Source organism: Desulfatiferula olefinivorans, assembly GCF_054657895.1.
In genome coordinates this window covers 1-26,048 of record NZ_BAAHXV010000051.1, presented here as the reverse complement: position 1 = coordinate 26,048, position 26,048 = coordinate 1, and the positions used below count along the sequence as shown (strand labels likewise).

The 26,048-nt window shown below is 55.1% G+C and carries 25 protein-coding genes; 13 read left to right on the top strand and 12 right to left on the bottom strand.

The window, feature by feature from the left end:
• Positions 1-221: 221 nt before the first annotated feature.
• Positions 222-722, bottom strand: a complete 501-nt coding sequence (locus ACYQ11_RS20590) for a PilZ domain-containing protein (RefSeq protein ID WP_459925712.1) — start codon at positions 720-722, stop codon at positions 222-224.
• 1,034 nt (positions 723-1,756) lie between these two features.
• Here ACYQ11_RS20590 and ACYQ11_RS20585 point away from each other — a divergent pair.
• Positions 1,757-2,431 (top strand): YkgJ family cysteine cluster protein, encoded by a 675-nt coding sequence (locus ACYQ11_RS20585; protein WP_459925711.1) that lies wholly within the window; start codon positions 1,757-1,759, stop codon positions 2,429-2,431.
• On the opposite strand, the gene ACYQ11_RS20580 is transcribed toward ACYQ11_RS20585, so the two are convergent.
• From ACYQ11_RS20580 to ACYQ11_RS20570, 3 genes are all read right to left on the bottom strand, one after another.
• The gene (locus tag ACYQ11_RS20580) at positions 2,417-3,103 is read right to left on the bottom strand and encodes a YkgJ family cysteine cluster protein (RefSeq protein WP_459925710.1); all 687 of its coding nucleotides are present in this window, start codon (positions 3,101-3,103) and stop codon (positions 2,417-2,419) included. The genes ACYQ11_RS20585 and ACYQ11_RS20580 overlap by 15 nt on opposite strands.
• A 249-nt stretch (positions 3,104-3,352) precedes the next feature.
• Complete coding sequence (locus tag ACYQ11_RS20575; protein ID WP_459925709.1) at positions 3,353-3,943, bottom strand: hypothetical protein; 591 nt, start codon at positions 3,941-3,943, stop codon at positions 3,353-3,355.
• A 103-nt stretch (positions 3,944-4,046) separates the two neighbouring features.
• Positions 4,047-4,430 (bottom strand): hypothetical protein, encoded by a 384-nt coding sequence (locus tag ACYQ11_RS20570; protein ID WP_459925708.1) that lies wholly within the window; start codon positions 4,428-4,430, stop codon positions 4,047-4,049.
• 559 nt (positions 4,431-4,989) lie between these two features.
• Here ACYQ11_RS20570 and argC point away from each other — a divergent pair.
• The 10 genes from argC to aat all read left to right on the top strand — a co-directional run bounded on the left by argC (position 4,990) and on the right by aat (position 17,514).
• A complete protein-coding gene (gene argC / locus ACYQ11_RS20565) occupies positions 4,990-6,012 on the top strand; it encodes an N-acetyl-gamma-glutamyl-phosphate reductase (RefSeq protein ID WP_459925707.1) in 1,023 nt (340 codons plus the stop codon).
• A 170-nt stretch (positions 6,013-6,182) separates the two neighbouring features.
• Positions 6,183-6,842 (top strand): TetR/AcrR family transcriptional regulator, encoded by a 660-nt coding sequence (locus ACYQ11_RS20560; protein WP_459925706.1) that lies wholly within the window; start codon positions 6,183-6,185, stop codon positions 6,840-6,842.
• A gap of 15 nt (positions 6,843-6,857) precedes the next feature.
• On the top strand, positions 6,858-8,012 hold the full coding sequence (locus ACYQ11_RS20555; protein WP_459925705.1) for a TRAP transporter substrate-binding protein: 1,155 nt from the start codon (positions 6,858-6,860) through the stop codon (positions 8,010-8,012).
• A 129-nt stretch (positions 8,013-8,141) separates the two neighbouring features.
• Entirely contained in the window at positions 8,142-8,705 is a 564-nt protein-coding gene (locus tag ACYQ11_RS20550; RefSeq protein WP_459925704.1) for a TRAP transporter small permease, read from the top strand.
• On the top strand, positions 8,702-9,997 hold the full coding sequence (locus tag ACYQ11_RS20545; RefSeq protein ID WP_459925703.1) for a TRAP transporter large permease: 1,296 nt from the start codon (positions 8,702-8,704) through the stop codon (positions 9,995-9,997). The genes ACYQ11_RS20550 and ACYQ11_RS20545 overlap by 4 nt, the downstream gene beginning before the upstream one ends.
• A 262-nt stretch (positions 9,998-10,259) precedes the next feature.
• Positions 10,260-11,186, top strand: coding sequence for a peptidoglycan DD-metalloendopeptidase family protein (locus ACYQ11_RS20540; protein ID WP_459925702.1), 927 nt, complete (start codon positions 10,260-10,262; stop codon positions 11,184-11,186).
• A 204-nt stretch (positions 11,187-11,390) separates the two neighbouring features.
• Positions 11,391-13,913 (top strand): preprotein translocase subunit SecA, encoded by a 2,523-nt coding sequence (gene secA, locus ACYQ11_RS20535; RefSeq protein ID WP_459925701.1) that lies wholly within the window; start codon positions 11,391-11,393, stop codon positions 13,911-13,913.
• 202 nt (positions 13,914-14,115) lie between these two features.
• Positions 14,116-14,430: an ATP-dependent Clp protease adapter ClpS gene (gene clpS / locus ACYQ11_RS20530; protein ID WP_459925700.1), complete on the top strand. Its 315-nt coding sequence runs from the start codon at positions 14,116-14,118 to the stop codon at positions 14,428-14,430.
• Positions 14,431-14,433: 3 nt separating this feature from the next.
• Complete coding sequence (gene clpA, locus ACYQ11_RS20525) at positions 14,434-16,671, top strand: ATP-dependent Clp protease ATP-binding subunit ClpA (protein ID WP_459925699.1); 2,238 nt, start codon at positions 14,434-14,436, stop codon at positions 16,669-16,671.
• Positions 16,672-16,806: 135 nt separating this feature from the next.
• A complete protein-coding gene (aat, locus tag ACYQ11_RS20520) occupies positions 16,807-17,514 on the top strand; it encodes a leucyl/phenylalanyl-tRNA--protein transferase (RefSeq protein WP_459925698.1) in 708 nt (235 codons plus the stop codon).
• Here the strand turns inward: aat and ACYQ11_RS20515 are convergent.
• The 4 genes from ACYQ11_RS20515 to ACYQ11_RS20500 form a co-directional block, all read right to left on the bottom strand.
• Positions 17,502-18,650, bottom strand: coding sequence for a SprT-like domain-containing protein (locus ACYQ11_RS20515; RefSeq protein WP_459925697.1), 1,149 nt, complete (start codon positions 18,648-18,650; stop codon positions 17,502-17,504). The two genes, aat and ACYQ11_RS20515, sit on opposite strands and share 13 nt — an antisense overlap.
• 53 nt (positions 18,651-18,703) lie before the next feature.
• Complete coding sequence (locus ACYQ11_RS20510) at positions 18,704-19,132, bottom strand: ACT domain-containing protein (protein WP_459925696.1); 429 nt, start codon at positions 19,130-19,132, stop codon at positions 18,704-18,706.
• A 28-nt stretch (positions 19,133-19,160) separates the two neighbouring features.
• On the bottom strand, positions 19,161-20,462 hold the full coding sequence (locus ACYQ11_RS20505) for a phenylacetate--CoA ligase family protein (RefSeq protein ID WP_459925695.1): 1,302 nt from the start codon (positions 20,460-20,462) through the stop codon (positions 19,161-19,163).
• A 100-nt stretch (positions 20,463-20,562) separates the two neighbouring features.
• Positions 20,563-21,354, bottom strand: a complete 792-nt coding sequence (locus ACYQ11_RS20500; RefSeq protein WP_459925694.1) for an enoyl-CoA hydratase/isomerase family protein — start codon at positions 21,352-21,354, stop codon at positions 20,563-20,565.
• Between the two features lie 215 nt (positions 21,355-21,569).
• On the opposite strand from ACYQ11_RS20500, the gene ACYQ11_RS20495 reads away from it, so the two are divergent.
• Positions 21,570-22,277, top strand: a complete 708-nt coding sequence (locus tag ACYQ11_RS20495; RefSeq protein ID WP_459925693.1) for a tyrosine-protein phosphatase — start codon at positions 21,570-21,572, stop codon at positions 22,275-22,277.
• Positions 22,278-22,282: 5 nt separating this feature from the next.
• Here the strand turns inward: ACYQ11_RS20495 and ACYQ11_RS20490 are convergent, their stop codons facing one another.
• The 4 genes from ACYQ11_RS20490 to ACYQ11_RS20475 all read right to left on the bottom strand — a co-directional run bounded on the left by ACYQ11_RS20490 (position 22,283) and on the right by ACYQ11_RS20475 (position 24,715).
• Entirely contained in the window at positions 22,283-22,813 is a 531-nt protein-coding gene (locus tag ACYQ11_RS20490; RefSeq protein WP_459925692.1) for a hypothetical protein, read from the bottom strand.
• A gap of 65 nt (positions 22,814-22,878) precedes the next feature.
• Positions 22,879-23,490 carry a methyl-accepting chemotaxis protein gene (locus tag ACYQ11_RS20485; protein ID WP_459925691.1) on the bottom strand — a complete coding sequence of 204 codons (612 nt, stop codon included), beginning with the start codon at positions 23,488-23,490 and terminating at the stop codon, positions 22,879-22,881.
• Between the two features lie 16 nt (positions 23,491-23,506).
• The gene (locus tag ACYQ11_RS20480; protein ID WP_459925690.1) at positions 23,507-24,295 is read right to left on the bottom strand and encodes a hypothetical protein; all 789 of its coding nucleotides are present in this window, start codon (positions 24,293-24,295) and stop codon (positions 23,507-23,509) included.
• Between the two features lie 204 nt (positions 24,296-24,499).
• Positions 24,500-24,715, bottom strand: coding sequence for a hypothetical protein (locus ACYQ11_RS20475; RefSeq protein ID WP_459925689.1), 216 nt, complete (start codon positions 24,713-24,715; stop codon positions 24,500-24,502).
• Between the two features lie 249 nt (positions 24,716-24,964).
• On the opposite strand from ACYQ11_RS20475, the gene galE reads away from it, so the two are divergent.
• Complete coding sequence (gene galE / locus ACYQ11_RS20470; RefSeq protein ID WP_459925688.1) at positions 24,965-25,978, top strand: UDP-glucose 4-epimerase GalE; 1,014 nt, start codon at positions 24,965-24,967, stop codon at positions 25,976-25,978.
• Positions 25,979-26,048: the final 70 nt, after the last annotated feature.

Sequence of the window (26,048 nt, the reverse complement as noted above, 5' to 3'; positions counted from 1 at the left end):
AAGTCACTGGAACCAAGTGCATAACCAGATAATTATATTGTAAATTCAGTATGACAATGTTGAGTCTATCCCTGGCACTTGCTTAGAAGTCAATGTTTGAACGGCTGCGTAGACTGTTCGAGATCAAGGCTTGCGAAGCCCGTGGAATGAGGCGTACTTAGGGTACGCCGCAGTGACGAGGGATGACGCGTAACGCAGAGATCGGATTTTTTACGAAGCCGTCAAAGGATGTTCCCCATCAGGTAGTTGGTCACGCTCGATTTCAGATTCCCCTCGGGATAGTGCTTGAGGGCCTCGTAACAATCCCTGCATTGAAACATGAAATCATCGGTCCGGATCAATTTGTCCAGGGGAAATCTCTCGCCGCAGACGTCGCAGCAGCAGTCGATCATGGTGCCGATTCCACCGAAATAATTATGGCTTCGAATGATAAAGTTGATCCCGATACCGAAGTGGTCTTCATCATCATCGTACCGTTTCAGTTCCCGGCACCATTTGACGCGGCCGTAGAACCCCCGATAGATATCCGGGTTGACGGTTTCGATCATGTTCACATAGATTCCCGTATCAAAGCCCATAGGCTGCCGGCAGACCAGATACATGCCGTTTTGGCTGTGGTTTTTCATAAGCGCGTTTGCGTAGCGCCCGTCAAGTCTGTCAGAGATCAGGATGGGGGCCTGATAGGGGTCGCGAGGACATGATCGTCGTTTGTCGTGATACATGACGTTCCTCCATGAAATGATGAAAAACAGCGGTAGCCTGTCCGGCTTGCCAATAATACCTGTCTATGTTTCATCCACCGGGTGGGAGAGGCGGAGCAGAAGCGACAACGGAAACGGCGAAGATTCGTGAGCAGTCTGGGAAAAAAAGCCCCCATTCAATGGACTGAAAAGGCTGTTTGTTCCGGTCTTTTTTCATATATAATACATAGAACACTGTGGGGCTGTCAATAAATATTTAATAAAAAATCAGGGCCTTATTTTTCGGTCGGCACCTTCGGTCAAACCCCGTCGATCCCCTGTCGGCAAGGCGCCGTCGGGGTAACGGCATCCCCCGTCGGCATGTTTTAGCATTCGCTGTCGGTATCGATAAAAGGGAAACAGGCATGCGATTGACCTGCTTGAGCAGGTAGGGCAATCGGATGTATGGTCTTAAAACACATGGGTCTCTTCCTGCGGAACGGATCATGCCGTTCACGTTTACGGTCACGATGGTTGCCGGCAACAGGTGAACGCAACCGTCAGAGGGTTCAACCGGCGTGGGATGAAACGGTCGAGAAGGTCTTGGCCTGCCGTGCTCGTGCTCGTGAACGTGAACATGCACGTGAACGAACAGTCCATGCGATTGCCCTGATCATCGCATGTTTCATATCCTTGAAGAAAAACTAAAAACGGCCTTCGTGAGAATCTCAGTGGATTGACGCAGATCAATCCTGTCGACTTAAACAGGTCATCCGTCCCGGCAGGAAATACACCGATAGAGCATAAGACACCCTCTTTGTGACTTTGTGGCTCCGTGAGAAATCACAAAGACCGTCCCCTTCGGAGACGAAGGTTTAATGCTTTCACAGAGGCACAAAGACCCGGAGAAAAGCCGGACAGGCCTTGGCCTGTCACACGGTGCCGCTCATCGACATCCGGCGCATGACCGTGGAACATGCGATTGCCCTGCTTGAGCAGGCTAAAAGCATTGACACCCCCGCAGGGTTTGGCATATAGATCGGTTTTTCATCCTGTCCTGGAATGCTTGGAGAGATATGGCCAGAAAAAACAGTGCAAAATCAGCGTATCCGCCCCCCGAACGGTTGAGCTGTCCCGAAGCGGAACAGGCCTTTTCCTGGCTGCCCATGCTTCTGGACGCGTATTATATCGCCGATGCGGGGATTCATGAGCAGATCCGGCGCGACACCGTGAAACATAAACGTCGTCTGGCCTGCGCCAAAGGGTGTTCCACCTGTTGCAAAACCCATGTGACCATACCGGTTTATCCCCTCGAACTGGTGGGGCTTTTCTGGTATCTTTCGGACGTGATCGGGCCGGATCGGAAAGATGCGGTTCTTGGGCAGCTTGAATCCTATGTCCCCGGCAGAGGCTGTCCGTTTCTGGTCGACGAGTCCTGCGCCGTCCATCCCATGCGCCCCCTTGCCTGCCGTTTTTTCAATGTGTTCAACACGGCCTGCGCGCCCGGTGAAGATCCCTTCTACACCCGGAGAAACGATGTGATGACGCCCGATGAAAAACTCAAGGACAAGGCTCTGGCCTCATTGTTGCCCTATCATGGGATCCATCTTCGGCAGCAGCGCAAAGAGGCGATGCAAAACGGATTTTTTCTGCGTTACGTGAAGAACCTTCAGGATATCAACTGGACGAAAGTGGCCTTTCAGATCAGAAACGGTGAGCGGACACCGCTTTTTCGGTCAGTCGCCGAATAGCGTTTCTCCCGAAAGCCAGGTTTCCTCGGGGGCCGGATGATTCAGAATGACTTTGACGGCGTGGGTGATGATCATCGGTTCGGATTCGCAGCCGATCTCGGCCATCGATTCGGAAAGACCCTGGCGGATGGCCCCGTAAATGATGTTGCGGTAAGGGGTGCTGTCGATTTCCGCGTCCTTGTCGCCGGACCGGAGTGCCGAAAGGCACTGCTCGGCGCTCAGTGAATGCCAGGCCCGACAGATAAAGGGCCGAACATCATGGATGGCGCAGATGCCCTCTTCCAGAAAAATGCAGGGAGTCTGATGCCAGACCTCGATCCGTTCATCCAGGGATTTGTCTTTGGTCATGCGGATATTTCGGGATACGCGCTTGGCCAACTGGTCTTTTTTCCTGAGTGAATAATGTTCCCGGATGAACTGGATAATGAGAAAGGCCTCCGGCGGGGTCAGGGAAACCTGGGCGTAACAGCAGTGACTGCACCCCTTTTTGCACGCGATTTTATCGGTGATGCCTTTTTCATCTTCGATGGATCGGGTCAGCCTTTCGCCGTACCGGTAAAGGTTCTTCACCAAAAGCAGAACCGCGTCGCCGGTTTTTCCCATGGTTCTGAAAATATCGGACGCCATCATGCGTGTGTTGGCCACGATGACGTTTTTATCGTCAAGAGTCATATGTCCGTGCCTGTGTTTTGATCATGGGTCCGGAACCCCTTAGGGTTCAACCGCATCAGTCTTATCTGAAATGTCGGTGGATGTCGAGACTTCCTTTTTTTAAAACAGGAGATAGTGCCTGGGGCAGGGCGAGCCGGCATCGGAATGATGATCAAAGGGTCCGTGAGTGAAAAATCTTGCGGGAGGGGAGGCAGCGGTGGCCGTTTTTGCGTCAAACGGGCGCACCGCTAAATGCGTTTTACGATGCCGTCAGGCTTTCGCTTTTTCCGTTTTTTTGATCAACGCATCTTTATCACTGATTTCTTTGGTCAGCGTTTCAAGCTGTTTCTTCAGTTTGTCGAGCTCTCCCTGAAGGGACTGGGCCTGTTTTTTTTCACCGGCCAGATCGTTCTTCAGAGAATCGGCCAGTTTTTTCATGTCTTCCAGCTTGGCCTTGCTGTCTTCCAGAGCCTTGTCCCGGGTTGCCAGTTTTTTCTTTTCATTGGCGACGGCCTTGTTCAGATCGGCGATTTTTTTGGTGTGATCGCTTTTGTCCGTTTCCGATGACCGGCTTTCTTTTTTAAGGTCCTCGTACTGTTTGACCAGGGACCGGTATTCTTCGATGGAAATCAGGCCTAAGGTTTTCAGGTAGTCGTCACGGGTCACTCTGAAATCGAACAGCGACGGATCAAGGGGATTGAACAGTGAATTCCATGGCCCCAGCCGTTGAATCATGGCTGAGAAGTCTTCCATGCTGGAAAGGCTCTGCTCGATGATTTTGTCTATTCGTTTCAGTTGAGCACCGGTGTCGAACATCTCCGTGATCGCATTCTGCCAGAAGCTCATGTATGCATTGTCCATTGAGAACCCCCATCGGTTGTTGGCATAAATAATCATAGCATATAACCTTTTAGGCTATATGCTATGACGGGTCTGTCGGGAACGCCTCGGTATGAACGGCGATTTATTTTGCCGGTTTTGCGGGCTGGGTCGATTCTGAGAAAAACGATTCGGCCTTGGAGAAGCTTTCATCGATGGATTTTTTCAGTTCGGTCTGGCCCTTTTTGAAAACGAGTTTCCATTCGTCAAGGATCTTGCGGCTTTCAGCGGGAATGGCGGCGTTGTCCTTGAGCAGGGAGTCGGCGATTTTTTCCGATTGTTCCTGGATTTTCAGCAGGGTGTTGTAGGTGTTGTTGAACGTGCTTTTCTGGAAATCCAGCACCTGCATACCGATTTTGGCGGCGTTGAAATCCTTCATGAAATCCATTTTTTTGGTGATGTCGAAGCCTTTGAAGGCGTCCATGTTTTTCCACATGTCGTTCATCATGTTTTTCATCATGTCCTGCATAAGATCCTCCTTTGCAGATTACGGTTAATGGGTTGGCAGCGTAAGATTCGAATGTATAAAAAACGGTCCGCTTCAGATCCTGTCAACGATCGTCAGAGGGCTGAATTCGTTTTTCCTTATAATGTCGTCCGATGACGTAACGTCATTGAACCTGAGAATAACCGAATATGTCCATGAGCAAGGGGTCGTCATTGTTTGAGCCGCCGTCGTGGGCCTGAAGCATCAAAAACATTACCAGCTAATATAGTGGGGTCCCGGATATTTGTCAAGGGGAAATATTGCAATGCACAAAATAAATTATCAGGACTAATTTCGGACAATATTTGAAATATAGTATATAATATCAATATATTATCGAGTCGATTCCAGGGTGTTGATTTTTCCCTGAAAGGGAATGGATCGCCGGTCCATGATGCGAAGCGCCACAATCCGAAAGCCTGAATTCTGTTGTCAAGACCGGGGCGGTCTGATACATGTACCGGAAGTTTTTTTCACATCATGACGGACGTCAATGAGCGTGATGTGCGAACCCTGTTATTTTTCGGTTAGGAGTTGAATTATGGTACGAGTCGGGATTGTCGGAGCCACCGGATACGCCGGTGCGGAACTGGTCAGGATTCTGAGCGCGCATCCGGAGGTCGAGATCACCATGATTACGTCCCGCCAGTATGCGGGCGTGCCGTTTTCGGAGGTCTATCCGGCCATGAAAGGGCGGACGAGCCTGGTGTGTGAGGATTATATCGCCGAAAAAGTCTGCGACATGACCGATGTGGTTTTTACGGCCCTGCCCCACAAGCTGCCCATGGATATCGTGCCCGCGCTGCTCAGGGAGGGGAAAAAGGTCATCGATCTGTCTGCCGATTTTCGTTTCGACCAGGTGGCCGCCTACGAAGCCGTGTATCAGACCCACACGGCCCGGGAGCTTTTCGACGTGTCCGTCTACGGGCTTTGTGAGGTTTATGATCAGGCCGTCAGGCAGACCGCCCTGGTCGGCAATCCCGGCTGTTACCCGACCACGGTGCTGCTGGCCCTGATTCCCCTGATCCGCAGCGGGATGATCGATACCTCCCAGATCATCGCCGATTCCAAGTCCGGTGTGAGCGGCGCAGGCCGATCGCCCTCGCTGGGCACCCATTTCTGTGAGGCCAACGAGTCCTTTCGGGCCTATAAGATCGATGGGCATCGCCATCGCCCGGAAATGGAGGAAGTGCTGACCAAAGAGGCAGGCAGACCCGTCAATCTGACGTTCATTCCCCATCTGGTGCCCATGAACCGGGGCATGCTGAGCACCGTTTACACCACGATCGACGGGAACCGGACGGCCGAGGATATAAGGAACTGCTATGAGTCGTTTTATGCGGGTCGTCCTTTTGTGCGCCTGTTTTCCGATCCCAAAAACCCCCCGGATGTGAAATACGTCAACCACACCAACTTCTGTGACATCGGTTTTCACCTGAATCGCGCCACGGGTCGTCTGGTCCTGATTTCGGCCATTGACAACCTGGTCAAAGGGGCCTCGGGCCAGGCGGTTCAGAACATGAATATCATGATGGGGTTCGACGAATCGACAGGTCTTAGGTAACGTTTGGGGCCATGCCCTTAACTGCGCAAAACAATAACGAATATCCGGTTTTCGAACCGGATATTTTTTTTATTGACTTCCGACGGTATCGCATATATCTACTCACAAAAATGACCCATGGTCAAAAAATGAATCATGGACAAAACACCGTGAACCCATCGAAAGCAGTCATGGCGCGACGACAACAGGAAAAATCACAGGAAACCCTTGAGGAACTCAGAGATTCCGCCATTTCTCTGTTCGGATCCAAAGGATTCGTACAGACGACCATTTCCGATATCACCCGGAACGCCGGATATGCCAAAGGGAATTTTTACCGATACTGGAAAAGCAAGGACGACCTGTTTCTGACCATCATGGAAGAACGCTTCCGCGCTTACCGGAAGCCGCGGCAGGAAGCCCTGGCCCGGGCGAAAAACGTCGAAGAGGCTCTTGATGTGATCATGATCTTTCTTGAAACCATCATCGACGACGGCAAATGGGCCAGAATTTTTCTTGAGTTCACCATTCACGCATCGAAAAACGAGGCCCTGCGTCAGGAACTCCACAAAAGCATGTACCGGCTGTCCGGGGATCTGTTCGCGGAGATCCTGGCGCCCTTCAATGTGTCCGACTATCCCTTGAACAAGATGGGGGCCCTGGTGGCCGCCATGTTCGAAGGTTTTCTCATTCAAAGTCTTCTGGGGATGACGGTGATCGACAAGGACGATTTGATGCGTGCCGTCCTGACGCTGATCACACGGATTGCCGAGACGGACGTGACCGGCCTGCGGGATCGCCGGTCCGACAGCGAACACGCGGTTGATACGAACAAGGATAACAACAACTAATATAAGGAGAGCATCATGATTCAGCGACATGTCAAGGCCCTGACGGTTCTTCTGGCGGCAGGCTTTTTAGCCCTCACGCTCTGGGCGTGCAGCGATTCGGCCGACACGACTCAACCGAAGGCGGAAACGCCGAAAGAGACCGCCGCGAAGGCTCCGGCCAAAGAGTCCCCCCTCGACAAATGGAAGCCGTCCTTCGATCCTTCGGGGGCCACATACAAGTGCATCGTATCGAACGTGTCGCACCCTGTCCTCAAAGGGGTCTACACCGGCTTCGCCCTTCGCGACGAACTGTGGAAGCGGACCAACGGTCAGATTTATGTGGATTTCAAACCCCTTTCCATGCTCGGGGGCGAAGTCGAGGTTCTCAACCAGCTCCAGATGGGAGCCATCCAGGGCATGGGCGTGAGTTCCGTGGCTTCCACCAACCTTGGTCCGCGTTTCGGTCTGGTCAATCTGCCGTTTTTGATCAATTCCTTTGAAAAACTCGATCAGTTTATCGCCGGCGGTAAACTCTATGACCATTTCATGATGGCCATGGACCATCAGGGTATTGTGGGACTTGATATCACCGGCTACGGGAATTACGGCTGGGCCACCACCGCTCCGGTTCAAACCCTCGATGACGCCAAAAAAATCAAATTCCGCATTGCCGAGGCGGCGGTCAACAGCCTTCTCTACAAAAGCTGGGATCTGAACGCCGTGGTCATGCCCTGGCCCGATGTGCCCGTCTCCCTCAAGCAGGGAGTGATCACCGGCCTCGATCATTCGCCGTCGGTGTGCAACATCACCAAGAAATTTGAAGTGGCCAAGTATTTCACCCAGATCAATTACGCCCAGGGCCTGTTTATCTGGGTGTTTAATAAAAACTGGTTGAACTCCCTGCCCGAAGACCTTCGGGCGACCTTTGTCCAGGTGGTCCATGAGGTGTGTGCCGATATCCGTGACCAGGTCAAACAGCAGGAAATCGACCAGATTGCCGCGGCAAAGGCCCAGGGCATTACGTTTTACAGCCTGCCCGAGGAGCAGATGGAAATCCTGCGTCAATCGGGTCATGCCGTCCATGAAAAATATGCCGAGGAAATCAATGCCGTTTATGAAGGCGACACCTACAGGCCGACGAACTACCTGAAGGAAGTCCAGGACTACATGGGGTATGGTACCGGCAAATGACATCACTCCCCCGGTTTTTAGGGGGGGTGTGCGTTCATCAATGGAGGGCGGCCTGATTTGCCCTCCATTGCATTTTTAGAGAACAGGCCGCGACCGGTCCCAAAACGGGCCTGAGCGGATGAAGGAGACGTGAAGGTGTTGATCCGGAAAATCATCAGGGCCGTCGACAGGGTGATGACCTTTTTTGAGGACTGGACGCTGTTTGTGTCCATCATGGTGGCCCTGGCGGCGATGTTCGCCAACGTGGTGATGCGTTACGGCTTTCACCACTCGCTGGCCTGGTCCGAAGAACTGGTTCGGGACGTGATCATCTACACGACCTTCATCGGATGCAGCGCCGCCGTCAAGAACCGGTCGATGATCAAGATCGATGCCGTGGTTCAGATTTTTCCCGTTCTTCTGTCCCCCCTGGGCTGGTTCTCCAATGGCGTGACCCTGATTTTTTCATCCATGATGATCTGGTACGGGTTCAAAATGGCCCATCTACAGCTTGTCACCCATCAGAAATCGATTATCATGCAGATTCCCCTGGTCTATCTTTATGTGATTCTTCCCCTGACCGGGCTGATGATGTTTGTAAGGACGGTGATGGTCATGGCTGAAGATTGTCTGGGGGAGCCGGGTGAAGACAACGGAACGGAGGGCGGGCACACCGGCCCGGCATCGGATACGGAACGGGAAAACGACGCATGACGATCAATGACTTAATTATATTGCTGATTCTGATCGGCGCCATGGCCACCTACGTCCCCGTGTTCATGTGCCTGTTCTTTTCGGCCGTGGCCGGTTTTGTCCTGTTTACGGACATCCAGGTCCTGCTTCTGGTCCAGACCCTTTACCGCAGTCTGGATAACTTCGCCCTGGTGGTGGTGCTGTTTTTCATTCTCTGCGGAAATATCATGACCGCGGGGACGATTGTGGAGAAACTGATCCGCGTGGCCAATGCGCTGGTCAGCTGGCTGCCCGGCGGGCTGGGCATGGCCGGTGTGATCGCCTGCGGATTGTTCGGCGCCATTTCAGGGTCCACCGTGGCCACGGTGGTCGCCATCGGCGGCTTTATGATTCCGGCCCTGCTCGAGCATGGTTACAACGAGAAATACACCCTGGGGCTGATGGCGACGGCCCCGAACCTCGGCGTGATCATTCCCCCGAGCATCGGGATGATTCTCTACAGCATGATCAGCAACGTGTCGCTCGAAGGCCTGTTTCTCACCGGTTTCATTCCGGGGCTTTTGATCATTCTTTTCACCTGTGTGTACACGTATTTTGCCTGCAGGAACGACCGGTCGATCCGGTCCAACCCCGTCAGCGGGCGCGAGGTTGTTTTGGCCGTCCGGAATGGATTCTGGGCCCTGATGCTGCCGGTCATCATTTTCGGGGGAATTTTTTCCGGGGCGTTCACGGCCAACGAGGCGGCCGTGGTCGCCTGTGTCTACGCCTTTATCGTCGAAATTTTCATTCATCGGTCCATGAAATTCAAGGATGTGAAACGGGTGACCGTCAGTTCGGCCGTGACCTCGGCCACCCTGTTGATCATTGTGGCCGGAGCCACCTGTTTCGGGCGGTTTCTCACCATCGAGGACGTGCCCGGACGGATTACCGGCGTGGTCCTCGGAAGTATCCAGTCGCCGGTGATGTTTCTTCTGATCATGAACGGTCTTTTGCTGATTGTCGGCATGTTCATGGACATCATTTCAGCCACGCTGATTCTTGGACCGGTGTTCATTCCCATGCTTCACGCCTTTAACGTCGATCCCATGCATTTCGGTCTGATCATGACCGTCAACCTCGCCATCGGCTACTGCACGCCGCCCATGGGGGTCAGCCTGTTTATTACCGGATCCCTGGCGAAAAAAGACATTGTCTTTGTGTCCAAAGCCGTCCTGCCGTTCGTCGGCATTCAGATTCTTGTTCTGATGCTTTTGACCTATCTGCCTGATTTGGTGCTGCTGTTGCCCCGGATGATGGGATTCGTTTCCGGGTGACGGCATAAGGATCATTCTGATGTGACGGGTGGGGGTACGCCCCTTTTTTTCTCGGCATAAAAACGAAGGGGTGCGTCCTGACGGCTTGACAGCACGATGATGATCATGTTAGCAATATCATTAAAGTTTTGCTTGATAACGTCGATATAATCTCTGTAACATATTTGATCATTTGGCGATTCATTGAAAACGTTTGTGCTCGACCTGAGGTTTATGACGATTTAACTATCCGTTATTAAACAAAAAAATACAAAAGAAGGCCATGAGTAAAAAACTTACCTTTTTCATCCTGAGCAACTCCGGTGCGCCGATCAAACAGGCGACCCTGTCACGGAAAAATCTTGTTTTTCTTGGATTTTTTGCGGCTCTGTCCGTGGGACTTCTGGGTTATTCAGCCGTGGATTACATGGTTTTGAAATTCACCGGGAAAAATCCCCAGGCCCTTCAGCAGAAAATTCAGGACTTCCAGAGCGAAATCGAATCCCAGCGCACCCAGATCCAGAAATACGCCGGTGAAATCAACGCCCTCAAATCCAAACTCATCGAACTCAACGATTTCGAGAAAAAAATCAGAATCATCGCCAATATAGAGAAAAAAGATATTCAAAACAGCCTGTTCGGCATCGGCGGGTCTATCCCCGAAGACCTGGATACCGGCATCCTGACGACGGAGAAACACAACAGCCTTTTGAGGGATATGAACGAGCAGGTGGATGAACTCGATCAGGCCCTCGAAGTCCAGGAAGAGGGATTTGCCGATCTGTATCAGTTCATCGAGGAACAGAAGAACATTCTGGCCTCCACCCCGGCGATCCGGCCGACCACCGGGTGGGTGTCGTCCCAGTTCGGTTATCGGACATCGCCTTTTACCGGTCGTCGGACCTTTCACAAAGGCCTCGATATCGCCAACCGGAAAAACACGCCCATTGTCTCGCCGGCCGACGGTCTGATCACCTTTGCGGGTCCGAAGGGGAATATGGGAACCATGGTGGTGATCGATCACGGTCACGGCATTGTCACCCGCTACGGCCATCTGGCCAAAACCCTCAAAAAAGTCGGGGACGCGGTCAAACGCGGAGACACCATCGGTCTGATGGGCAACAGCGGACGAAGCACCGGCCCCCATCTGCATTATGAAGTCAGACTCAACGGAATTCCCGTCAATCCGGTGAAGTACATTCTCGACTGATCATATCGCTTGATCGGTGAAATACGGTTTTCGAAACCATGCTCTCGGGCATGGTTTCTGTTTTGTGGTCATCGGCTCCGGTGTCTGCGGACCATGGGGCAATTCGGCTTTTTATCCTTGCATTTGTTCCCCATTGTAGAATAGAAAACAGAGTGTTTCCAAGTTGCAGACCTTGTCATACATAAATCAAAAAAAGGATACGGTTTGAATATTCTCAAAAAAATATTCGGAAGCCGCAATGAACGGATTCTGAAAAAAATACACCCCATGGTTGAACAGATCAACGCCCTGGAAGCCGATATGTCGGCCCGGTCGGACGCCTCGCTCAAAGAGCAGACCGTCCTTTTGAAACAACGTCTTGCAGACGGCGCAAGTCTTGACGACATTTTGCCTGAAGCCTTCGCCACGGTGCGGGAAGCCTCCCGCCGTGTTCTGAACATGAGGCACTTCGACTGTCAGCTGATCGGCGGTATCGTTCTCCATTACGGCAATATTTCCGAAATGAAGACCGGTGAGGGCAAGACCCTGGTGGCCACCCTGCCGGCCTATCTGAACGCCCTGACCGGAAAGGGGGTTCACATCGTCACGGTCAACGATTATCTGGCCTCCCGTGATGCCGCCTGGATGGGACAGATCTTCAATTACCTGGGCATGACCGTCGGAACGGTGGTCCATGGCCTGAACGACGATGAACGGAAAACCGCCTACCGGTCGGATATCACCTACGGCACGAACAACGAGTTCGGGTTCGATTACCTGCGCGATAACATGAAATACTCGATGGATCAGATCGCCCAGGGCTATCTGCATTACGCCATCGTGGACGAAGTGGACAGTATTCTGATCGATGAGGCCCGGACCCCGCTGATCATTTCCGGACCCGCGGAAAAATCGGCCCATCTTTATACCCAGGCCAACATGATCATTCCCGCCCTGAAAAAAGAACGGGACTATACCCTGGACGAAAAGGCCCGGTCGGTCAACCTGACCGACGAAGGCGTGGCCCGGGCCGAATCCCTGCTGCAGGTGGACAACCTGTTTGATCACCGGAACATCGAAACGCTGCATCATCTGAATCAGGCCCTGAAGGCCCATACCCTGTTCCGGCGCGACACGGATTACATCGTTCAGAACGGAAAGGTCGTGATCGTCGATGAATTCACCGGACGCCTGATGCCCGGACGCCGGTACGGCGAAGGATTGCATCAGGCCCTGGAAGCCAAGGAAAACGTGCCCATCGAAAGTGAGAACCAGACCCTTGCCTCGGTTACGTTTCAGAATTATTTCAGAATGTACGAAAAGCTGTGCGGCATGACCGGTACCGCCGAGACCGAGGCCGAGGAGTTCAAGAAGATCTACGGACTCGATGTGGTGGTGATCCCCACCAACAAACCGATGATCCGTGACGACAGGGCCGATCTGATCTACAAGACCCGCAAGGAAAAATTCGACGCGGCTTTAAATGAGATCATTGAGGTGCATCAGACCGGCCAGCCCATTCTGGTGGGAACCATTTCCATCGATGTTTCGGAGAAGTTCAGTGAGATTCTGAAAAAGAAAGGAATCAAGCACACGGTTCTCAACGCCAAGCACCACCGCCAGGAAGCGGAGATCGTGGCCCAGGCCGGACAGAAATACGCCGTCACCATCTCGACCAACATGGCCGGTCGCGGAACGGACATCGTTTTGGGCGAAGGGGTCAAGGAACTGGGCGGACTTCACATCCTGGGAACCGAGCGCCATGAAAGCCGGCGCATCGACAACCAGCTTCGCGGTCGATCGGGCCGCCAGGGGGATCCGGGGTCCTCACGGTACTATCTTGCCCTGGAAGACGATCTGCTCCGGATTTTCGGGGGCGAGCGGATTTCCTACATCATGGACAAGCTGGGCATGGAGGAAGGGGAACCCATCGAACACCGGCTGATCAGCCGGGCCATCGAAAACGCTCAGCGCAAGGTCGAAGGGCACAACTTCGATATCCGTAAGCATCTGCTTGAATACGACGACGTGATGAACCAGCAGCGTGAAGTCATCTATCAGATCCGGCGGGACATTCTCAAGGGAGAGTCCCTCGAAGCATTTGTGGAGGATTTGGTGACCGACATCGCCGACGGACTCTCGTTTCAGTTTTCCGAAAAGAAACAGGCCCCCTCGGCCTGGAACCATGAAGGACTACGGCAGGAGATGATCAAGGTCTTCGACCTGGACTTTGCGGTGCCGGAGGCCCGGATGGACGATCTGGACCAGGAAACGCTCTCCTCCCTGATCTATGATGCCGCCATCGACAAATATCATGAAAAGCAGGCGCTGATCGGCAAAGAGAACTTCCTGAGGTTCCAGCATTTTCTGATGCTTCAGACCGTGGATAAGATCTGGCGGGAACATCTGCTCAGCATGGACCATCTGAAAGAGGGCATCGGTCTTCGGGGCTATGCCCAGCAGAACCCCCTGATCGTCTACAAAAAAGAAGCCTTCGGCATGTTTGAGAGCATGATGGACCGGATCAACGATGAGATCATTCATATTCTGTTCCGGGTCCAGTTCAAGTCGGCGCCGCCCGCGGAGCCCGTCGAAAAAAAAGAAGATAAAAATCTGACTTACTCCCACGGCGCAGACGACGGGGCCTCCCGGAAAAAGACCGTCAAGCGGGACGATGACAAGACCGGACGCAACGATCCCTGTCCCTGCGGCAGCGGGTTGAAATACAAACGGTGCTGCGGGAAATAGGACCGTCGTTTTAAACGCGTCATGGTGCGCGATTGGTAAAGGCCCGGAACCGGGCCTTTTCTTTTTTTTCACGTGGCGGGCGGCCCTTAAATCGGTCTTGATTTTCACCCATGCCCATCTTACATTATTAATCACACGATGAATTTACCTTTAATGTTATTGCGGCTTATGCCGAATATAGTTTTAGCGGAGGATGCGTCACATGGGTGTGCATGAGCCCGGCCGGGAAGAACAGGCCACCACCTTTCAGGACACCATTGTGCAGGAACCGCCGATGTACAAGGTCCTGTTGATCAACGATGACTATACACCCATGGATTTTGTTGTTGATGTACTGATGAACGTCTTCAACAAGACCATCGAGGCGGCCACCCGGGTGATGCTGAACGTTCACAAGAAAGGGTCGGGTCTTTGCGGAGTGTACACCTATGAAATCGCGGAAACCAAAATCCATACGGTTCACCGATTGGCGGAAGAACACGGCTATCCATTGAGAAGCACGATGGAAAAGGAATGATTTATGATCAGTAAGGAATTGAGCGCAACATTGGGACTTGCCGTTCGTGAAGCGAAAAAACGGCGCCATGAGTACGTGTGTGTCGAGCATGTGCTTTTTGCCATTCTTCATGATTCCGAAGGGATCGACATTATCGAGCATTGCGGGGGCGACACGGAGGCAATCAAGAAAAATCTCGAAACGTTTTTTGCCGATCGTCTGGAGCGGTTTCCCGAAGAAGGAGACTATGTTCTCCAGCAGACCGTCGGCTTCCAGCGCGTGATCCAGCGGGCCGTGAACCATGTGCGCTCGGCGGAGAAACAGGAAGTGCATGTGGGCGACATCCTGGCATCGATTTTCCAGGAAAAGGATTCCCACGCAACCTATTACCTCGAATCCGAAGGGGTGACCCGTCTGGCCATTTTGAAATACATTTCCCACGAACGGCCCCACGAGGTGGAAAAGGAAGATCCGGACGCCGTGCCGGGTGAGGACGGCAAGGGACGCAAGAAAAAGGAAGATCCCCTGGAAATGTTCACCGTGGATCTGGTGAAAAAAGCGGGGCAGGGAAAAATCGATCCGCTGATCGGCAGGGATCATGAACTCCGGCGGTTGGTTCAGGTGCTGTGCCGGAGACGGAAAAACAATCCGGTTTTCGTCGGAGACCCCGGCGTCGGAAAAACGGCCATCGCCGAGGGCCTGGCCCAGAGGATTTTTGACGGAGATGTTCCCGAACCCCTTCTGAATGCCCGTCTGATTTCACTGGACCTGGCGGCCGTTCTTGCCGGAACCAAGTTCCGCGGGGATTTTGAACAGCGCCTCAAGGGCGTGCTCAATGAGCTCAAAAAGATGGACAACGTGATTCTCTACATCGACGAGATTCACACCGTGGTCGGCGCGGGCGCCACCAGCAGCGGTTCCATCGACGCGTCCAACATTTTGAAACCCGTTCTGACCGTGGGTGAGCTGCGCTGCATGGGGTCGACCACCCACGAGGAATACAAAAACCATTTCGAAAAAGACCGGGCCCTGTCCCGCCGGTTTGAAAAAATCGATGTGGTGGAGCCGTCCATCGCGGAAACCGTGAAAATACTGCACGGTCTCAAGCACTGTTACGAGGCCCACCACAATGTGGAATACACGGACAACGCCATTGAAGCCGCGGCCGATCTTTCCGGCAAGTACATCAATGATCGTTTCCTGCCGGACAAGGCCATCGACGTGATCGATGAGGCCGGTGTGCTCAACCGCCTCGAAGGGGGTACCGAAAAACGGAAAATCCGGGTGTCCGATATCGAAAAGATCGTGGCCGCCATGGCCAAAATCCCCACCAAAAGCGTGTCCGTCTCCGACCGCTCACGGCTCAAAACCCTGGGGAAACGCCTTCAGGGGGTTATCTTCGGCCAGGATGACGCCATCGATTCTCTGGCAACCGCCATCAAACGGGCCCGGGCCGGCCTGTCGCTTCCGGACAAGCCCATCGGATCGTTTCTGTTCACCGGTCCCACCGGCGTGGGGAAAACCGAGGTTGCCAAACAACTGTCCCGGAATCTGGGCGTGGAATTTCTCCGGTTCGACATGAGCGAGTACATGGAAAAGCATTCCGTGGCGCGTCTGATCGGCGCACCTCCGGGTTACGTGGGATTCGACCAGGGCGGGCTGTTGACCGACCAGATCCGTAAAACCCCCCACTGCGTGCTGCTGTTCGATGAAATCGAAAAGGCCCATCCGGATCTGATCAACATCCTGCTTCAGGTGCTTGACCACGGTACCCTGACGGACAACAACGGCAAGAAGGCTGATTTCAGGAATGTGATCATCATCATGTCCTCCAATGCCGGAGCCCGTGAGATGAGTTCCAAGACTATCGGATTCGGAGACCCGGCAGGCGATGTGAAAAACAAGGGCATGACCGCCATCGAGCGGATGTTCAGCCCCGAATTCCGGAATCGTCTCGATGCCGTCATCACCTTTAACGCCCTGAACAAAAAGATCATGGAAAAGGTGGTCGACAAATTTATCCGGGAGCTTGAAGAGCAGGTCACGGACCGGAAGGTGGCCATTCACCTGACCGCCGGGGCACGGAGCTGGCTGGCCAAACACGGGTACGACAGCCGTTACGGCGCCCGCCCCCTGGCCCGTTTGATTCAGACCGAGATCAAGGACAGGCTGTCCGATGAAATCCTGTTCGGATGCCTGAGCAAGGGCGGCCGGGTCTCCATCGGCATGCGCAACGATAAACTGACCTTTTCATATTCCTGATGCGGATCAGGGGCCGCCGGGTGTTCAAAGACCCCGGCGGCCCTTTTTTTCGTTCGCGATCATCCGGACAACGATCGATATCGGGCGTTTTTTCGAAACCGTTATTTCTGATGCTACCCCTCTTTCATGTGACCTATGCCTGTTTTCCGCCTTACGTCCCGGATCGAATTTCCTCCGGCCTATCTGGCCCGTCATGACGGTCTGCTGGCCGTGGGAGGCGATCTTTCTCCCCAGCGCCTGATCCTGGCCTACAGCATGGGCATTTTCCCCTGGTACAATTGGGATGAACCGATTTTATGGTGGTCTCCCGATCCCCGCCTGGTGTTGTTTCCCCCTGAGATCCGGATTTCCCGGAGTCTTTCCAAGCTGATGCGCAAAGCCCCTTTCCGTATCTCCTTCGACGAGGCCTTCGATCGGGTGATCCGTGCCTGCGCCCAGGTCCGTCTGGACCAGGAGGAAGGGACCTGGATCAATGAAAGGATGATTGAGGCCTATGGCCGTCTTCATGAGGAGGGGCTGGCCCATTCGGTGGAGGCCTGGATAGGCGACCGCCTGGTCGGCGGCCTTTACGGGGTGGCCCTGGGGAGAAGCTTTTTCGGGGAGTCCATGTTCAGTCTCGCGGACAATGCCTCCAAGGTGGCCCTTGCCGCGCTCAATCACAGCCTTCGTGAGCGGGAGTTCGTTATGATCGACTGCCAGGTGAAGACCGGGCATCTGATGCGTTTCGGCGCCCGGAACATCGACCGGGATGATTTTCTGGCCCATCTCAATCACGCCCTCTCATTTCCCACGCTCAAGGGCCGCTGGCTGCGTGATGACCGGGGCGGGCTTCAGGTTCTCTGACGGGGTTCGGGCAGGGCTCTGGGGCTTTTTTCAGCGTTTATGCCCGGAGCCAGAACCAGCGATTCGCCGATTTTACGCCCCTGCTGCCGGATGTTTTCGTTGACCGCACCGCCTTTGCGTCTGAAATTTCTGGTGCGCGGGTATCTGAACGCGATATAACCGGCCACCCCGGGATCGAGCTGCTCAATGGGGATCAGGGCGGCAGACGCGGGCTGTTTTCCCCGGGCCTCGGCCCGGTCCTTTTCAAGGGATGCGGAAAAACCCTGGATCAGGCCGCAGGCGAAATCGGTTTTAAGGGAGCGGGTGAGGGGTCGTCCGGCCCGAAAGGCGTCCCAGGCCATGTCGATCTGGTTGACGATGAAATCATGGGCGTAGGCTGCGGTGGTCACATGGCGTATTCTTCCGGAGATTTCGAGCACCGTGCCCATTTTCCCTTTTTCCATCACGTAGGACGGAATCCAGATGCCGTAGACGCTGTAGTGATCGATCAAGAGGCGGGACAGGATGTATTCCTCCCTGAAATGGCGGAGGACGGGTCGTCCGATGAACATGGAGACGACGTCCGCGCCCCGGCTGTGGGCGTCGATCTCGACCTTGAACCGGTCCATCAGGGCACGGGCCTTGGTCAGGGCCGCCTGGGCTTCGAAGGCGTTTTTGCTTTGCCCCAGCGCCAGGAGTTTTTGGATTTTCAGGAGAATTCGGTCGTTTTCGGTCTGTTCCGGCGCGTTGATCCGATCGGTCAGGGGGCGATAGGTGCCTGACGCTTCCGGATTGGCCCGGAGGTGTTTGCAGGCCTCGTGAAAGGCGGGCCCGTGCGCCGTTTCATGGTAGGCTCCCAACACCTCATGGGCGTACTGGTGGGCCATTTCATGGATCAGCACTTCCTGGACCGCATCCCAGGGGTAGGCCGTGACAAAGGTCCGGCTGAAGGCGATTTCCCGTCGCAGGGGGTTCCAGTGCGCCAGGTTTTTCTCTCCGTTTTTCAGAGAAAAAATCGGCTTTTTCATGGGAACGGCGTCCCGGTCGGGCAGCATGTCCATGGCGGCGTCCCATTCCAGGGAAAGGCCTTTGAGAATGCGGTACTCGAGATCCCTTTCAAGCAGGGCGCTTCTTGGCTGTCGTGGATTGTGAGTCATGGCTGTTTTGGGGAGGCGTTCCTCCGGCAGTCCGGAGGAACGCGGAAAGCGGCTTACATGGCGTAGATGTCTTCACCCTTGTAGACCTTGACCTTGTTGTCGTTCAATACCTTCAGCGCCTGGTCCGTGTTGTTGAACCTGAAAATCATCACCGCCTTGTCCATGTCCCGGAGAAAGGCGTAAATGTATTCCACATTGATGTCCGCCGCCGCCAGGATCTGGAGAATGGCATTGAGCCCGCCGGGCTTGTCTTCCACCTGAACGGCCACCACATTGGTTTTCCCCACGGCGAACCCCTGGTCCTTGAGCGCTTTTTCCGCCTTGTCCACATCACTGACAATCAGTCTGAGCACGCCGAAATCCGTGGTGTCCGCCAGGGACATGGCCCGGATGTTGATGTCCGCTTCGGCGAGAATCGATGTGGCTTCCGCAATCCGGCCACCGGTGTTTTCGAGAAAGATGGAAATCTGAGTCACTTTCATTTGGGACCTCCTTCATGTTGACCACGGCTTAGATTTTTCGGTTATCGATCACGCGAACGGCTTTTCCCTCACTTCGTGCAATGGATTTGGGCTCCACAAGCTTGACCTTGGCAGACACGCCCAGGTATTCCTTGATGTCGCTCGACAGCTTGGCCTCAAGGGTCTGGAGCAGGCGGATTTCATCGGAAAAAAGCGCCTCGCTGACCTCGACCTTGACGGTCAGGGTATCCAGGTTGTCGACCCGGTCGACCACCAGCTGGTAATGGGGTTCGATTTTGTCGGTTTTCATGATCACGCTTTCGATCTGGGAGGGGAAGACATTGACCCCCCGGATGATCAGCATGTCGTCGGACCGTCCGCTGACCCGTTTCATGCGGATGTGGGTCCGTCCGCAGATACAGGGCTCGGCGTTCAGGGAGGTGATGTCCCGGGTCCGATAGCGGATCACGGGGAAGGCCTCCTTGGTGATGGAGGTGAACACGAGCTCGCCGGTCTCGCCGTAGGGGAGGACCTCGCCGGTGTCGGGGTTGATGATTTCAGGAATGAAATGATCTTCGAAAATATGCAGGCCGTTTTTGGCTTCATGGCATTCGATGGCCACGCCGGGCCCCATGATTTCACTGAGCCCGTAAATATCCACCGCCGTGATGTTCAGGGTTTCCTCGAGTTCGGCCCGCATGTTTTCGGACCAGGGCTCGGCCCCGAAAATCCCGTATTTGAATTTGAGGTCCTTGAACGAAATGCCCATCTCCTTGGCCACTTCGGCCAGATGAAGGGCGTAGGAGGGGGTGGCGGTCAGAATGGTCGGACCGAAATCCTTCATAATGACGATCTGGCGTTTGGTGTTTCCGCCGGATACGGGGATGACCGAGGCCCCCAGCTTCTCGGCGCCGTAGTGGACTCCCAGGCCCCCGGTGAACAGGCCGTAGCCGTAGGCGTTGTGGATGATATCGCCGCGACCGGCGCCGCCGGCGGACAGGGCCCGGGCCATCAGCTCGGCCCAGGTACCCACATCGCGGGCCGTGTAACCCACCACCGTGGGGCTGCCGGTGGTGCCCGACGAGGCATGAATCCTTACCACGTTGGTCATGGGCACGGCGAACATGCCGTAGGGGTAGTTGTCCCTCAGATCCTGTTTGGTGGTGAAGGGAATGCGGGCGAGATCCTCAAGCTGCCGGATGTCGTCGGGCGTGATGCCGGCATCCTTGAACAGTTTTTTGTAGAAGGGCACCCGGGCATAGACGGTTTCCAGGGTGGCTTTGAGCCGTTTGAACTGGATGGCCGTGATCGCCTCCCGGGGCAGGGTTTCAAAGTCCATGTTGTAGATCATTGTCGTTCTCCTGTGCAAGGATTAGGGATTTCTCAGACCACGGTGCCGGGTAAAGGGGGACCGCGACGGCCCCTTTACCCGGGCGGTCATGTGTACAGAATCAGCGGGTGTACGTTCCCTTGAATTCGGCCTTGCGTTTTTCCAGGAAGGCCCCAGTGCCTTCCTTGGCATCCTCACTGGCCAGGCAGAGGGCGAAGGCGTCGATTTCGATGTTGCAACCGGTTTGGAGGTCCACATCCTGGGCGGCGTTGACGGCGCATTTGGCAGCCCGCAGGGCCACGCGTCCCTTGGCGGCGATGGCGCGGGCGGTTTTCATGACCTCGTCCATCAGGGTATCCGGGGAGCAGACCGTGTTGACCAGGCCCAGGGATTTGGCTTCAACGGCGGAGATCATCTTGCCGGTGAAAATCATTTCCTTGGCCATGTTCGATCCGATCAACCGGGGCAGGCGCTGGGTGCCGCCAAAACCGGGGATGATGCCCAGGGTGATTTCCGGCAGGCCGAATTTGGCCGCCTCCGAGGCGTAGATGAAATCACAGGCCAGGGCCATTTCGCTGCCGCCGCCCAGGGCAAAGCCGTTGACCGCCGCGATGACGGGAATGGTCAGGGCCTGAAGCCTGCCGATGACGTCGTGGCCTTTTTTTGAGAAAATCCGGGCCTCCAGGGCGTTAAAGGTGGCCAGTTCGGAAATGTCCGCACCGGCGATAAAGGCCTTGTCGCCTGAACCGGTCAGCACCAGCACCCGGACGTCTTCATCGGCGGCGATCCGGTCAAGGGCCAGGGCCATTTCGCTCAGAAGGGCTCCGTTCAGGGCGTTCAGGGCTTTGGGTCGGTTGAATGTCAGGGTGGCGATTCCGGCGTCCACGGTCAGTACAAGATTTTCGTAGCTCATGATAACCCTCCGTGCTTTTTATCTATAATTGAAAAAGTATCGTTGTTTTCAAACGCAAGCTTTCTTTATAGGTTAATCCTTGAAGAATTTAAAGGGAAAAATGGGTTGCATAAACAGGGGATTCTGATTAAAAATTACCGGTTATCAGAGGATGACGTCAACCGGGTTTGTCGCCCGTAGCCCGTGTGAACCCGATCAGGTGTAAGGTGAGGCCCATGATCGATACCCACTGCCATATTCTTCCGGGTGTGGATGACGGTGCGCCGGATATGGCGACCGCCCTTGCCATGGCGGCCATCGCCGTGGAAGACGGCATCCGGATTCTGGCGGCCACACCCCACATCGACAGTCCGATGCTGACGCCTTCGGTTATCAGGCAACAGGTCGAGGCCCTGAACCGGCGCCTGGCCGATGCGAACATTCCCCTGACCGTGGTGCCGGGGGGCGAAGTCGCGTCTTTTCTTCCCCTTCGCGTCATGGAAACCCACAGCATCAACGGCAGGGGCTATATTCTGCTTGAATTTCCCCACAGTCATCTGCCGGTTCACGCCGCCGAAACCATTCGTCAGATCGAAAAAGACGGATTCAGGGTGCTGATCGCCCATCCGGAACGGAACCCCGGCGTGATCCGGAACCCCGGGGCCCTGGCCGATCTGGTCAACGGAACCGGCGCCCTGGTTCAGATTACCGGAGGCAGCCTGACCGGGGAATTCGGAACGAGAATCCGGTCCTGCGCCCGGACCCTTCTGAAAAAAAAGCTCGTGCATGTGATTGCGTCCGACGCCCATTCGGCGGGGTTCAGGCGGCCTGTCCTGTCGGAGGCCCTCACGGCGGCCGAAAAGATGCTGGGCCCCGAGGCGGCGGGCAAACTGGTCAGGGACAACCCCCGGGCCGTGATTCTGGGTGAGCCGGTTGCCCGCTAAGACGCTCAGTCATCAATGTGTTTTTCCACGAATTGGGCCAGCAGTTCGTGGATTTTCTCCGGCGGCCGTGTCTTGAAGTATTTTTCCACCACCACATGGCCCACCTCGTGGGCCACCACCCGAAGGGTCGTGTCCGGCACCGACAGATACACCCTGTCCTGCCTTGAGGCGAAGACGCCCGCGCGTCCCCGGCCATCGTCAGATCGCCGATCGAGCTTGTCACGGACATCCTCCCTGTCCCGGCACAGCGAGACCGAGTAAGCCGGATCCGTCGGATACATGTCGAGAATGTCCTGAACGCTCAGGGTGATCACATCCATCTTGTTTTTGACCTCGTCTTCCACGGTAAGAGACGCTTTCCCCCGCATCAGATAACGCAGGCGCCCCATGAACAGACGGTTGTTGAACGCCTCGAGAAGGGCGGCGTTTTCATAGGAAATCACGGCGTATCGGCTTTGGATGTCGTCGGCGGACACGGGAACACGGGTGAGGCCGAGGCAGGCGAGGGTCAGGACCACGAGGCGGACGGGATTCATGATCGAGCCGCGCCGGAATGAAAAAAGCCTTCCGGCCCGGCGATCTGTTAACGGAGACGGCCCCATCATTCCGGCGTTCCGTTTTGGCCCGGGTCTTCCGGCAGGTTGAAAAAAGAAAGGCTGGATTTAAGCTTGTCGTTGAGGCCGGCCAGGCGCCCTGTCGGGCCGGATGCGTTTTGCTCCGGATCGGTTCCAAGGCCCCGGACGAGCTCGTCGAGGGCCTGGGAAACCGATTGGATTTCCATGAGTTTCCCGTGGGTCACCTCGTTGAAACGGTTTATTTTTTCCGCGATGTCCTTGTATTCGTCATTTTTTCGCAGATGGATGTCCCGGGTCAGGTCGCCTGCGATCATACCGTCCAGGGCCCGGCTGATTTTGAAGAACGGTCCGGCGATGCGATGGGTCATGCGGGTCGTGAAATGGATAATGAAAAGCCCGCAGACGAAAATCAGGATGCCGTGGATGCTGAGGATCATATCCATCAGGACCTCGGGCGTCCGACCCAGGGTCAGGTCCTGACTGCCGTAGGAGATCGACATTGTGTCCGATGTGAAGTAGATGAAAAGGACGGTGAAAAGGACGGTGATCAACCCGGCAATGAGGAAACAGCTCAGGATGTATCTGCCCTGGAAGCTGTCCTGAAAGAAGAATTGCCTGCGACGATAGCCCTTGGTCATGATATCTCCTGAATCGTTAGGGTCGGCGGTTGATGCCGCGTGACGGCAGAGCGGCGCCCACGTCCGCGTCCACGGTTACCGAAGCCCGGGACGTGAGGTCGTCAAGCCAGTCGGTGATCATCCGTTCCTTCTGATGCTCGGTGATCAGCTGCAGGGCCAGGTCCCGATCGTCTCGGGTGACGACCGAAGGCCCAGATCGGTGAATCCGGTCGAGCCGGAAGACGGAGTAGACATTGTCCGCCTCCGAATACGAGGGGGACGATCTGTCTCCGGGGTTGAGTTCGAGGAGGGCGCAGCGAACCTCGATGGACAGGCGGTTGAAAGGGATCTGGACCGGTTCCGAAGACAGTGTCCGGTCTGCGTCGACATCGTCGGTGCCTGCGTAGGTCATAAGGGTGAGATCGACGGTGGACCCGAGAAGGCCCACATAGCGCTCGACCATCGAAGGATCGATATCGGGCGAGAGCGCGTTGTATTTCCGATCCATGACGATTTTGATCAGCGATTGTTCGTAAAAGTTCCGGACGGACCGTCGAAACGCCTCTTCGTGATGCACGCCGGTTTTCATGCCTTCCTGGATCAGAACCTCTTTGACCACGACGGAATGGATGAAGTCGTCCATGCTCTGCAGGCAGGGTTTTTTTGAAAACAAGCGGTTGAACGTCTGCTCTGAAATGGCCGTATCATTCACGATCAGGGCCGCCTTGGACCCTTTCGACGGATCGTGGCCGAGTTTGACGGCGATGGCCGTTGACACCGTGAATATGATCAGAAGAACAATCAGTCTGTAATCGGGCTGCTTCATTGAAGTCTCGTCGCCAATCCGAAAGGGGTCTGAAGGGTTTCAGCGGGAAGGCCCCACCCTGGGTTCAGGCAGCCGCTGATGATCGGGTGTGTCTTTAGAAGAAACGGTGGTGCATGGTCAGGGGGCTGAAGGGGGGCAGACTCTCTGGACGCCGGGTAGGGATCAACGGTTTTCCCGGCGTTGCAGCGGCAGCCCCGGCTCGGGTCATTCATCCTGTTTGATCACCTCCCGATAGCGCGTGGGGGCGCTCGGCCGTGTCTGTGAGGGGTCTTTTTTCGCCTGGGAGTCCTTCATGACCTTGTCTTTCTTTGCGTTGAGCCGGTTGATGACTTTACCGAGCCATTTGGCATATTCAACCCCGCAGGTGGGGCACTTCGTATCCTTGGGATTCCTGTCTGAACCGCATACGGGACACTGCATGGTTTGACTCCCGGAAAAAGTTAGGGTTGCGCCGGCCGGTCAGGGTGAGCCAAATCACTGTACACAGGGGCTGTCTCCTGATATAGACAATCGAGCCGACGGACCATCATCATTAGTGTGATACCGTATTCTAAATGAAAAATGATTTAATTTCAATTATCCAAATCCATTGTTCATAAAATTGACGGCGGTTCCCCGAATTCGTACACGGGGACAGATCGTCCCAGGATTGAATCGGGGAGATTGCTTATGAAAATCCTTGTTACCGGCGGAGCCGGATACATCGGCAGTCATACCTGCCTTGAACTGCTTAAGGCGGGCCATGAGGTGACGGTGGTGGACAATCTGTCAAACAGCAGCCGGGAATCCCTCCGTCGGGTGGAGGCCCTTTCCGGCCGATCGCCGGTTTTTCACCAGGTGGACCTTCTCGATGAGGAGGCCCTTTCCCGCGTGTTCGCCTCAGACCGGTTTTATGCCGTGATTCATTTCGCCGGGCTCAAGGCGGTGGGCGAGTCGGTGTCGATTCCGCTGGCCTATTACCACAACAACATCACCGGTACCTTGAACCTCTGCCGGGTCATGGGGCGGTACGGTGTGACGAACCTGGTGTTCAGTTCGTCGGCCACGGTCTACGGTGATCCCCATCGGGTGCCCATCACCGAGGATTTTCCGCTGTCGGTGACCAATCCCTACGGCCGGACCAAGCTGATGATCGAGGAAATTCTGGCCGATCTCAACCGGGCGGAACCGTCATGGAACATCATCCTGCTTCGCTATTTCAATCCCGTGGGCGCCCATGAAAGCGGCCTTATCGGTGAGGACCCCCGGGGCATCCCCAATAATCTGATGCCTTACATCAGCCAGGTTCATGTGGGCAAGCTCAAGGAACTGTCGGTGTTCGGCGACGACTACCCCACCCACGACGGGACAGGGGTGAGGGATTACATCCATGTGGTGGATCTGGCCCGGGGGCACCTGAAGGCTCTGGATAAGATCGCCGACAAGGCAGGCCTTTCCATTTACAATCTGGGTACCGGCCGCGGCTACAGCGTGCTCGACATGGTCCGGGCCTTCGAAAAGGCCGCCGGTCGGCCGATCCCCTACCGGATCGCCCCCCGCAGGCCCGGCGATATCGCCGAATGCTATGCCGATCCTTCCAAGGCCCGTCGGGAACTGGGGTGGGTTGCGGAAAAAGACGTGGACGACATGTGCCGTGACGCCCTGCGGTGGCAGACCGCCAACCCCGACGGGTTCAGCGCATGACGGGCCGGGAACGATCCGGAACCCGATGCTCACGTGAGGCCGGTGGATCTTTAACCGCTTGAAAAAAATA